General features: G+C 41.8%; 10 protein-coding genes. 1 reads left to right on the top strand and 9 read right to left on the bottom strand.

What is annotated here, in order from left to right:
* Positions 1–7: 7 nt before the first annotated feature.
* The 7 genes from ACLTWA_RS09690 to ACLTWA_RS09660 all read right to left on the bottom strand — a co-directional run bounded on the left by ACLTWA_RS09690 (position 8) and on the right by ACLTWA_RS09660 (position 8,625).
* Positions 8–1,114 carry a TRAP transporter substrate-binding protein gene (locus tag ACLTWA_RS09690; RefSeq protein ID WP_412327500.1) on the bottom strand — a complete coding sequence of 369 codons (1,107 nt, stop codon included), beginning with the start codon at positions 1,112–1,114 and terminating at the stop codon, positions 8–10.
* Positions 1,115–1,194: 80 nt separating this feature from the next.
* The gene (gene recQ / locus ACLTWA_RS09685) at positions 1,195–3,024 is read right to left on the bottom strand and encodes a DNA helicase RecQ (protein ID WP_412327499.1); all 1,830 of its coding nucleotides are present in this window, start codon (positions 3,022–3,024) and stop codon (positions 1,195–1,197) included.
* 147 nt (positions 3,025–3,171) lie between these two features.
* A complete protein-coding gene (locus ACLTWA_RS09680) occupies positions 3,172–4,164 on the bottom strand; it encodes an ABC transporter ATP-binding protein (RefSeq protein WP_412327498.1) in 993 nt (330 codons plus the stop codon).
* Positions 4,149–5,126, bottom strand: coding sequence for an ABC transporter ATP-binding protein (locus ACLTWA_RS09675; protein ID WP_412327497.1), 978 nt, complete (start codon positions 5,124–5,126; stop codon positions 4,149–4,151). Before ACLTWA_RS09675 ends, ACLTWA_RS09680 begins: the two co-directional genes overlap by 16 nt.
* A gap of 10 nt (positions 5,127–5,136) precedes the next feature.
* The gene (locus tag ACLTWA_RS09670) at positions 5,137–5,970 is read right to left on the bottom strand and encodes an ABC transporter permease (protein WP_412327496.1); all 834 of its coding nucleotides are present in this window, start codon (positions 5,968–5,970) and stop codon (positions 5,137–5,139) included.
* A gap of 12 nt (positions 5,971–5,982) precedes the next feature.
* Positions 5,983–6,933 carry an ABC transporter permease gene (locus ACLTWA_RS09665; protein ID WP_412327495.1) on the bottom strand — a complete coding sequence of 317 codons (951 nt, stop codon included), beginning with the start codon at positions 6,931–6,933 and terminating at the stop codon, positions 5,983–5,985.
* 57 nt (positions 6,934–6,990) lie between these two features.
* Positions 6,991–8,625 carry an ABC transporter substrate-binding protein gene (locus tag ACLTWA_RS09660; RefSeq protein WP_412327494.1) on the bottom strand — a complete coding sequence of 545 codons (1,635 nt, stop codon included), beginning with the start codon at positions 8,623–8,625 and terminating at the stop codon, positions 6,991–6,993.
* 277 nt (positions 8,626–8,902) lie between these two features.
* On the opposite strand from ACLTWA_RS09660, the gene ACLTWA_RS09655 reads away from it, so the two are divergent.
* Positions 8,903–10,069, top strand: a complete 1,167-nt coding sequence (locus ACLTWA_RS09655) for an IS110 family transposase (RefSeq protein ID WP_412327493.1) — start codon at positions 8,903–8,905, stop codon at positions 10,067–10,069.
* A 410-nt stretch (positions 10,070–10,479) separates the two neighbouring features.
* Here the strand turns inward: ACLTWA_RS09655 and ACLTWA_RS09650 are convergent, their stop codons facing one another.
* Positions 10,480–11,268 (bottom strand): DUF3169 family protein, encoded by a 789-nt coding sequence (locus tag ACLTWA_RS09650; protein WP_412327492.1) that lies wholly within the window; start codon positions 11,266–11,268, stop codon positions 10,480–10,482.
* Positions 11,261–11,476, bottom strand: a complete 216-nt coding sequence (locus ACLTWA_RS09645; protein ID WP_412327491.1) for a helix-turn-helix transcriptional regulator — start codon at positions 11,474–11,476, stop codon at positions 11,261–11,263. Before ACLTWA_RS09645 ends, ACLTWA_RS09650 begins: the two co-directional genes overlap by 8 nt.
* Between the last annotated feature and the right edge of the window lie 176 nt (positions 11,477–11,652).

The following is an 11,652-nucleotide window of genomic DNA, read 5'->3' as shown; positions in this document are numbered from 1 at the left end:
CAACCGGTTAATTCTGTGTTTCAATGATTCTATTTAAAAGCTCGCCCAGCCCTGGTGTAAAACTTACCCGGACAATTTCTTCAAGATCCCTGGCCTGCTGCATCTCTTCCGGTGTTAATTCAGTTATGGTCACTCCTTTTTCCACCAACTCTTTCATAAGCCTTGCTTCCTCTTCTACAATGGCAGCCTTATTCCATTCGGAAGCTCTCCGCCCCGCCTCTAAAAGGATCTTTTGATCTTCTTCGCTTAAAGCATTCCATTTTTCTTCTGCCATCAAAACAATTCCCGGGCTGTAAGCATGCCCGGTCAATAAGTAATAAGGTGCAATCTCATAAAATTTATTGGACATATAGGCGGTTAAAGGATTTTCCGCTCCTTCTACATTGCCATGAATCAAAGCATCCTTTAACTCATTGTAGGGCATGGGAATCGGACGTGCCCCCAGGGCAGAAAGAATGTCCATCACAAGAACCGATTCCGGAACACGGATTCTCATTCCTTTTAAATCCTCTAACCCGTTTATCTGTCTCGTGCTAAATAAATTCCTCGCACCCTCATCCGTATAAAACAGGCCCATCATATTAGCACCAACCTCTGTACCTTCTGACAGGAATGCCTGGCCAAGTTCTTCATCCTCTAAAACTTTCCACATTCCCTCACGGCTGTTAAAAACGTAAGGAAGAGCAAACAGATTGAGATTTTTAAATCCATATCCGGTCAGCGCATTGGTATTGGCACGGTACATATCAATGTTTCTGCCGCCTCTGCGCAGATCTCTCAATGATGTTCTTTCATCACCCAAAGCATGATTGGGATAGATCTCAATATTGATACGTCCATTCGACAGCTCATCCACATATTCAGCAAATTTATATCCGGTTCGGGTATTAATATTATCTTCCCCGTTGACTTCCCCATAACGAAACGTCAGCTCCGGAGTCTGGTATCTGGTAGCAGCAGCCGCTGCTTCTGCTGTGGCCTGGGCTTCCTTTGCCGCATTGGTCTCAGCCGATGACCCTTCTGCTTTTTTATTGTCTTTGCCTGAATTATAACTGCAGCCCGTAAGACTCACCGCAAGGGCTGTCACAAGCATAATCATCATAAACCGCTTCATGTTCATTCCTCCTGTACCTTAATACAGGTAGTCTTTCCATGAACTGCCTCATTTATTTATTCTTTAATTACTTTTCTATTTTAAAAAATCTCAAGGAAGGAATGCCCATACTTCTCCACCTTAAATTCTCCCACTCCGGATACGGAAAGCATTTCTTCTTTTGTCTTTGGCTTTATAACAGCCATATGTAACAGGGTTTTATCTGAAAATACGATATAAGGGGGGACTTTTTCCTCTTTGGCGATTTTCATACGCAGATTTCTCAGCTTTTCAAAAATGATTTCATCTTCTTTTGTAAGCTCTGCAGCTGCACTGCTAGATTTTTTTATTTTTTTGCTGCCTTTTTCTTTTGATGCAGGCTCCTGCTCCTTTGCCATCTTCATGACTATGGTTTCCTGATCTTTCTGTATGGTTTCTGATTGCTCCGTCAGTTTTACGATGGCATATTCATCGTTGGTTACCGCCAGGTAATCATTTAAAAGCAAATGATTCATGACCTGCCGGAGCTTATAGGAAGGAACCTTTGAAAGGGAGCCGTAATAAGGGTTTTTATCCATCTGGTAATTACGGATCTTCACAGTGTTGGCCCCATGGACGGTATCAATGATAACTGTAGTGCCATAACGCTGTCTGCTTGACTCCACACAGCCAATCAAAGCCTTGGAAATTGCCGTCACATCCACAGATTCAAACTGGCTTAAACAATTGGAACAATTGCCGCAATAGTTCTCGCCATATTCCCCAAAGTACCTTAAAATATAATCTCTTAAGCATTCATTGGTATAGGAATAAAATGTCATCTTTTTAAGCCTTTCCCGGTCACGTTCTATTACGATCCGCCGGGTCAGAGGATCAAGCTCCTGGTTGTCCTGATTATTATCCACAAACATCTGATTGGTCATTACATCCTGCCCGCTGTACAAAAGAATACATTCTCCCGGTTCTCCGTCTCTGGAGCAGCGGCCGACTTCCTGATAATAGGATTCCAGATTCTTCGGCATATTATAATGGATGACAAATCTTACATTTGATTTATCGATTCCCATACCGAATGCATTGGTTGCCACCATAATGGGATTTCTGTCAAAGATAAAATCATCCTGGTTCTTTCTTCGTTCTGCGTCACTTAGTCCCGCATGATATCTGGTTGCTGAAAATCCATCTACATTCAGCTTATCGCACACTTCCTCCACCAGCTTTCTGGTCAGACAGTATATGATTCCGCACTGGCCCGGATGGCATTCCACATAATTTTTCAGGGTGGCATACTTATCCTTTGGAGTCTGCACGCCCAGATACAGATTGGGCCTGTCATAACCGGTGGATACGATCACCGGTTCACGCAGCATCAGAATATCGATCACATCTTCCCGAACCTCTTTGGTTGCAGTGGCAGTAAATGCGCTGATCACCGGCCTCTCCTGAAGCTTTTCTACAAAATTCAGGATCTTTAAATAACTTGGCCTGAAATCCTGTCCCCACTGGGAGACACAATGGGCCTCATCAACCGCAATCATGGAAATCTTCGTGTGAAGCGCAAAATCTAAAAACTCGTCCGTCATAAGACGTTCCGGTGCTACATAAATAATGGGATATCGCCCTTCCCTTGCATAGCTAAGGGCCTTATAGTACTGATTTGCAGTCAGAGAACTGTTAAGATATGCGGCGTGAATGCCTGCCTGATTGAGAGTTGTTACCTGGTCCTTCATAAGGGATATCAAAGGGGATATGACCAGTGTGATTCCTTCCATCATAAGAGCCGGAATTTGAAAACACAGAGACTTTCCCGAGCCGGTGGGCATAATTCCAAGGGCATCTTTTCCTTCCAGAATCCCGTCAATGAGCTGCTCCTGGCCTTCCCGGAAACAATCGTAACCGAAATAATGCTTTAGTGCTTGAAATTTATCCATATATCGTTTATTTTTTGCTCCTTATCCTTTGCATTTTCTTTTATTATACCACTCCTATTTGGATTTTGCTACGCCAAACAGAAAAAGACCTGGCAAGAATTCCATGATTTTGATCCCTTCCAAGTCTTTTTCTATTATTTTATAATTTTACGATCCAGTAATTTCATGGGACTTTTCATATAGGTGGCAAGCTACCCAGTGCCCTGGTTCTGCTTCTTTCAAAGAGGGTGGTTCATGCCTGCATCTCTCCATACAGCTTTGACAGCGGTTTTTAAATTTGCAGCCTCCCTCTGTCCGTTTCTGGACGCCGCTTTCTATTACAATTTCATCCAGAGCATTTACCGTAGGATCAGGCGGAAGTATGGAGGAAATCAGCATTTTCGTATATGGGTGCAGCGGTTTTTTATAAAGAGCAGCCGAATCCGAAGTTTCCAGAATACTTCCCAGATATAAGACGCCGATCCGGTCACACAGTTTCTGGACAACCTGCAGCTGGTGACTGATGAATAAGTAAGTCAGTCCATACTGATCCTGAAGTTCCTCCAGCAAATGAATGATCTGAGCCTGCAGGGAAACGTCAAGGGCTGAGATCGGTTCATCACATACAACAAATTCCGGCTGTACCGATAAGGCACGGGCAATGGATATTCGCTGCCTTTGCCCACCGCTGAATTCATGTGGATATTTATAAAGATCAACCTTTTTTAATCCAACCACTTCAATCAGTTTTTCCGCTTTTTCCTTTCTTTCTGCGGCCGTATAAAGTCTGTGGATTTCCATGGGTTCGCAAATGATCTCCCGAATGGTGTGGCTTGGATCAAGAGAGGAATAGGGGTCCTGAAAAACAGACTGCATCTTTTTGCGGTAAGGAAGCATCTGGCTCTCTTTTCTGTGGCCGATTTCCGTTCCCTGATAATAGATCTCTCCTCCGGTGGGCGTATAGTACCGAAGAATCGCTTTCCCGATGGTGGATTTCCCGCTGCCGGATTCTCCCACCAGCCCAAAGGTCTCTCCTTTTTTTATGGTAAAGCTCACTTTATCAACCGCTTTTAAGCAGTCCGAATGAAAGGAAAACAATTTGGAGGATTTCTGCTTAAAATGAAGTTCTAAGTCTTTTACTTCTATTAATGTTTCTCCCATTTTTCACTTTCTCCTTTTCTATGGCACCGGATATAATGGGACTCATGACCCTGATAAAATTCAGGAAGGCTTTGCTCGCACCGCTTATCTGCTTTACTGCACCGATTCAGAAACGGACATAAATCCCCTTCCTTATCATAAACCGGTTTTTCCAAGAAGGGGACAAATGGCTCATCTCCTACTTTGGGCATACTTGCGATCAGCGCCTGTGTATATGGGTGATACGGATGAAAAAAGATATCCTCTGCCCCTCCCTCTTCTACCACGTATCCGCCGCACATGACAGCAATCCTGCTGCACATCTGTGCAACAACTCCAAGATCATGAGTAATCAAAATTACACTCATTCCAGAGCTTTTTTGTATTTTTTTTAACAAACTTAGAATCTGAGCCTGAATGGTCACATCAAGAGCCGTGGTGAGTTCATCTGCAATCATCAGCTTCGGACTGCTGCTGATAGCCATTGCTATCATAACACGCTGGCGCATTCCTCCGGATAACTCATGGGGATAGCTTTTTAAGTGTTTTTCCGGATCATTGATGCCAACTGCCGCCAGTAATTCAATGGCACGCGCTTTTGCCTGCGACCTTGTCATCTTTTGGTTGCGGCGAAGCAACTCTATCAGCTTGTTCCCAATCGTATAGACCGGATTTAATGCAGAAAGGGAGTCCTGAAAAACAATGGATATTTCCCTGCCTCTGACTGCCTGAAGTTCTTTTTCACTTTGATTTAAGAGATCTCTCCCCTCAAACTGAATCAAACCGCCATTTATTCTTCCGTTTTTCGGTAATAGTCTTAGAATACTTTTGGCAGCTACGCTTTTGCCGCTTCCAGACTCTCCCACAATCCCGAAAAATTCCCCTTTTTTTATGTGGAAACCGGCATTTTTTACTGCTTTCGTCTCACCAGATTCACTGTAAAACGATACCGCTAAATCTTCGACTTTCAATAATGTATCCATGGTGATCCTCCTATTTAGGTTCAAATATTTTTCTTGTTACCTCACCCAGATAATTAAAGCTGATGACGGTAAGCAGTATAAGAAGACCTGGAAAAAAAGCAAGGTAGGGAGCTGTTGCAATATATCCTTGGGCTTTGCTTAGCATGCTTCCCCAGGAGGCTGTGGGCGGAACGATTCCAAGACCGAAAAAGCTGAGCGCCGATTCCATTAAAATTGCATTTGCAATGTTCATGGTAGCTGAAACAATGATGGTAGGCATGATGTTTGGAATAATATGCTGAAAAATGATATGCCTTCTTTTCTGACCGGAAATCCTGGAATAGATGACATATTCCCGCTGGTTCAGGGAAATTGTCTCTCCCCGGACAATACGGGCAATATTCATCCATGTCAGAAAACCGATGATAAATATCACATTTTTGATTCCCGGCTCAAAATAAGCATTCATTACCACCATGATCAAAAAGGTTGGCAGGCTCATAAGAGCATCTACAAGACGCATTAGAACCGCATCGGTTTTCCCACCGATAAACCCGCTGACTGACCCGACTGCAACGCCTATAGAGGTTGACAAGATCATGGACAGAAAGCCAACCAAAAGGGAAGATCTTCCTCCGTAAAGACACCTTGCAAAATAATCTCTTCCCATATCATCGGTGCCAAAGGGATGCCTAAAACCAGGAGCCGCCAGCCGGTTCGTAACACTGATCGCGTTAGGGTCTACAGGATAAAGAAATGCAAACGCAGAAAACAGAGTAAACAGGACAATTACTGCTGCGCCAAGGACTGCCAGCCGGTTGGTTTTAAAACCTGTTTTTAAATTTTTTAATAGATTCTCTCTCATTTGTCTGTCTCCTTAGTAGTTTGCTTTCCGAATCCTCGGATCAAAAACAGCATAAAGAATATCAGCCAGCAGATTCCCAATCACCACAAGGAGTGCAGTGAACATGGTAATTCCCATGATCAGAGGATAATCAAACTGGGTAACGGCAGTAACTGCAAGCTGTCCGATCCCCGGCCAGGCAAAAACCTGCTCGGTAATGATTGCACCGGATACCAGAGACTGCACGCTCATTCCCAGTACGGTGATCATAGGGAGAATGGCATTCTTTAGTACATGCCGGAAAAGAATGCCAGACCCCTTCATGCCATATGCCTTTTGGACCATGACATAATCGGAGGATAATTCAGTTATGGTGCTGCTTCTGAGATACTGAATGTATTGTGCGGAATTTACAAAGGTAAGCACCGCACAAGGCATGATCAGATGTAAAAGCAGATCCGAAAACGAGGTGACACCTTCACTGTGCATCCCAATGCTTGGAAGAATCCTCTTATTTACACTGAATACGTAAATGAGAAGAATCCCAAACCAGAAGGTAGGTACTGAAATCCCGGCATAACACAGGATGCTTGTTATTTTATCGAACAATCCGTTCTTACGCTTTGCAGCATAAAGCCCCAGAAAAACGGAGATCAGGAATCCAAGAACCATACTGGTTCCCATTAATATAGCAGTTGCTGGCAAGCGTTCGAGAATCTGGGACAGTACCGGACGGTTATTCATAAGTGAATTACCAAAATTGCCATGAAGTATTTTAATAAGCCAGATAAAATACTGCTCATAAAGCGGTTTGTTCAGTCCAAGGCTTTCCCTCAGACTTTCGATATACTGTTCACTCATATTTGGTTCCACATAGATTAAAACCGGGTCTCCGGGTGCTGCTTTTACCAAAATAAAACATATGACTGAAACAATGAACATGGTTAAAATACATTGAAAAAGACGGCTTGCTGCTTTTTTCATGGTCTGCCTCCGAAACTAAGAACCTTATTTTTAAAAATTAGTGCTTATATCCATGATTTATTGCCCTGATGTGGTGTATATCTGGGAATAATCATAATAAATTGTTTTCAGAATGGCCTTATCAAATCCTTTGAAGGCATTATCCACTGCATAAAATCCATTGGAGTATGCAATCGGATAAATATACATATTATCATTGATCAACGTCTGAATATCTCCATATATTTTGGTACGTTCTGTTTCGTCAGAAACTGTATTGCCCTTCTGCCATAAATCATCCAGCCCACTATCTTTTATGCGGGAGTAGTTCGAGCGGCTGTCAGAAGAGGCGATATCAGAATATAGGCTGGGCTCTTCTCCTAATGTATAGTAATGAAGGACAAGATCAAAATCCGTGGAATCCGTTTCCTGTATTTTATTTTTAAAGGTTGATTCATCCATAGGTTTTAGGTTGATCGTAACACCTGCTTCAGCGAGCTTTGACTGGATATACAGTGCTTCGTTTTCCATTGTTTTATTTGTGGAAATGTACATGATATTCAAGCTTAAGTTACTATGTCCTGATTCCTGCAGTAACTGTTTTGCTTTCGCCTGGTCATTGTCGTATTTCGTCAGATCATCTTTGTAATATAAGGTATCCGGAGTCAGTATGGAATAGGCAGGCGTCGCAAACTTCGAGGAAGTAAATGCAAATTGTGTTAGTTCTTCTTTATTAAGTGCATAGCTGATCGCCTGACGTACCCGCACATCCTGCAGCGCAGCATTATTCTGATTCATAAATAATGCATTGACACGGCCAGAGTTATAGGAGTAGATGGTTACATTTTTATAACCAGATACCGTCTCATATTCTTCCGGACTGATCAGGCGGGCGTTGATATCTCCGCTTGCTAACGCTGCATTTGCTGAGTTAGCATCCTTTACAATCTTAAAGGTGATGCTGTCAAGATATACCGGATTAAACCAGTCGTCAAATCGTTCCACTTTAAAATATTGTCCTGACTTATATTCCGTAAATTTAAACGGGCCGCTGCCTACCGGACGATTGTTTAAATCGCTGGAACCGATGTCTTTTACACCGTCATATATGTGTTTGGGTATGCAGTAAATCTGGCTTAACCCTCCTAAGAATCCGGCAGAGGAAGCAGGAAGCTTGATTTTAACCGTTAAATCATCTACCTTTTCTGCTTCAATGGGCTTGCCGTCGATCATACCGTAGGAAGAATAGGGTACCTTTTGATCAGGATCAACCAGAACCTGCAAGGTAAATACCACATCGTCAGCTGTAATCGGCTGTCCGTCATGCCACTTTAAGTCTTTCTTTAAAGTCAGGGTGAACTCACTGCTGTCATCGTTTGAAACTACATGTTCAGAAATGCCGTTTCCATAATATATCTTCCCGCCTACAATTTCAAAAAATGGGCTGTAAAGCGCCTGCTGCATATCAAAACTTGTCTGATCCACCACAAACAATGGATTCACATTCTGAGGGTCTGCAGTCTCTGAAATTATAATATTTCCGCCTTTTGTAATCGCAGATGGGTCAGTGCCAGCTGATTTGCTTTCAATACTTACTTCATTGCCTGCTGCAGCTGCAGCAGAGCCATCAACTGGCTTTGTTTGAGAACTATTGCTGCAGGCTGTTGTCAGCATCGCTGCGGCAAATAGTATTGTTAATATCTTTTTCTTCATTTTTTCCTTGTATGATAATTAGGAAGTTAATTATCACACGTTCCTTTCTTTTTAATATCGTGGTTATAATACATTCAGATACTGTGGACTTTTGATTTTTTCCTGTAGCTTTGACTACTCAACTGGAGTGTATTGCCGCTACCTTTATCTGAATTGTTTATATGCTGGATGTACCGGAGCACTTTGTTCCAATGAGTACTTATTTCAATCAAGTCTACGATGATAATCGCTGGTGGATATCACGGTATCAGATCTTACGAAAGGGAGGTACAACCTCATGATTTACGTTGGTATTGATATTGCCAAACTTAACCATTTCGCCGCTGCCGTTTCTTCGGAGGGCGAGATACTCATTGAGCCGTTCAAATTCACTAATGACGCTGATGGCTTCCAACTGCTGATTTCCAAAATCGAATCATTCGATAAGGACAGCACCATCATCGGTCTTGAGTCCACGGCACACTACGGTGACAACCTTGTTCGATACCTTGTTGCCAATCTTTACAAAGTGTGTGTTCTCAACCCTATTAAGACGTCTCAGATGCGAAAGAACAACATTCGCAAAACTAAGACAGATAAGGTCGACACTTACGTTATTGCTAAAACTCTAATGATGCAGGATTCCTTACGGTTCGTCAGCTTCTATGATCTTGATCTGATGGACTTAAAAGCTCTTGGACGCTTTCGCCAGAAAACGATAAAACAGCGAACCCGCCTTAAAATCCAACTGACAACCTATGTTGATCAGGTCTTCCCGGAATTGCAATACTTCTTTAAATCCGGTCTGCATCAGAATGCTGTCTATGCCCTTCTTAATGAAGCACCTTCTCCTAACAAGATTGCTTCCATGCATATGACTCATCTGGCAAATCTGCTCAAAGTGAAGTCTCATGGTCACTTTACAAAGGAGCAGGCCAAAGAATTAAGAGTTCTGGCACAGAAGTCTGTCGGTGCAAACGACAGCGCTATATCTATTCAGATAACCCAGACCATTCAACAAATCGAGTTACTGGATAGCCAATTAAATAAGATTGAAGCAGAGATGACGGACATCATGAATTTCAATGAATCAGTCATCATGACCATTCCTGGTATCGGATACATAAATGGCGGAATGATTCTTGGTGAAATAGGTGATATTCACCGTTTCTTAAGTCCTAACAAGCTGCTTGCTTTTGCTGGTTTAGATCCGTCCGTATATCAGTCTGGAAACTTTCAGGCTAAACGAACTCGTATGTCCAAACGTGGCTCTCGTGTACTGCGATATGCCTTAGTAAATGCAGCTTGGAACGTTGTAAGAAACAACGACACCTTCAAGGCTTATTATGATGCCAAGAGGGCAGAAGGCCGAACTCACTATAATGCCCTTGGGCACTGTTCCGGCAAGTTAGTCAGAATCATCTGGAAGATGCTCACTGACGAAGTTGAATTTAACCTCGAATAAGAGGTCTGTATACCAATATCGATAGATTTTGAAAAAGCACCCTCAGGGAGCTCTATTAAAGTTACCCTATTTTACCATCGATACGAAATAGAATTTTTTGCTAATTTATGATTGACTTTTCATAGCTGGTCTCCCGTTGGCATTAGATGGACTATATCGATAATATCCGTTTAATCAAATGCCCCTGTTTGTTTTATATTCCGCGCAGATATAAAACCTATATCTACACATATTTAGTATGTTAATAGATATTATCAAACTTGAACTGGAAAGTCAATATGAATGGGGGAAACTTTATGAAGGAGATTATTTACATTCTGAAAGATAAACAGTTAAATAAAGAAGAAAGCAAAAGCGCTGCAAACATAATAGTATGCGGCGCTCTGCTTTTATAAACTTATATTCTTTTATCACTTTGATAAATATTTTGACTGGCTAATAGATTTTATACAATAACTGGATACCTGTACAAGCCAAATAATTGATATAACAGCAACAGGCATCAGACCAAAATCCCAGATATTGGCTCCAACCACACAAAACACCCATAATGCCAGACAAGCTACAGTTACAGCCCGGAAAGACGTGTATGCAGCTTTATAAATACGTAACTGCTCTGCCTCATCGCAGCTTTCCTCCCACTCCTTTGCAAACTTTTGATCAAAAATGCTTCCTTGTTTTTCAGGATTCATTTCCTTTTGAAAATTAACTATCTTCTGCTGAGATACAATGGTGCAGACCACCGCAAGAATAAATCCTGCAAACCAATAAATCAGATCTGCTGTATTGATATTTTCAGAGAAATGGACGCTAAAATAAGCACCTGCCGCAAAGAAGAAAAAGGACAAGATCAGTAAAATAGAGGTGAACCATAACCCATAGCTTAAACCGGTTTCAATTTCGTTCATCTCCTCCTCCCTCTCGCCATCCCACAACTGATAAAGCTTGCGGCATTTCGTATACAGATAAATAACGGGGAGCATGAATATCACTGTAAGCACTATGTTCGCCACCGGGTAAGATCCTTTTAGAAAATTCAATACATTATCTGCTATATTAACAGCCATTCCATTAGATATCATGTTGGATAATCCACCAATTAATAAACCTGTCAGCAATGAAAGCAGGATTATTATGGCAAATTTATGCAAAGCCTTTTTATCCTCTTTTTTTATCTCATTAATTTTTTCTTTATTCATCTGAATCTTCCTCCTCATAAATGAATATATCTTCTACCGCTACCTGAAACACTTTTGCTATTTTTAAAGCTAAAGTTACAGAGGGTGAATAATCTCCGCGCTCAATCTGGCTGATTGTCTGCCTTGAAACTCCTACCAGCTTTCCCATTTCATACTGGTTTATTTTAATATCTGAACGATATTCTTTTAAGCGGTTGTATAATGGCACTTTGTCTCCCCCTTTTGGTTTTTATATTTTTGACAACTTTTCTTGTCACCGTAGTGCCATTATATCATTGACAACTTTTCTTGTCAATACCTATTTTTTGAGCCATTTTCGCTAATTTCTGATTTATGGGTAAGGCTTTATCACTATACATGAATATGCTCTAACAGAGAAATCAC

Origin of the sequence: Lacrimispora sp. (assembly GCF_046972725.1) — a bacterium.
Taxonomy (GTDB): domain Bacteria; phylum Bacillota; class Clostridia; order Lachnospirales; family Lachnospiraceae; genus Lacrimispora.
Note: the sequence above shows the minus strand (reverse complement) of the source record. Positions and strands in the feature narration are given on the sequence as shown.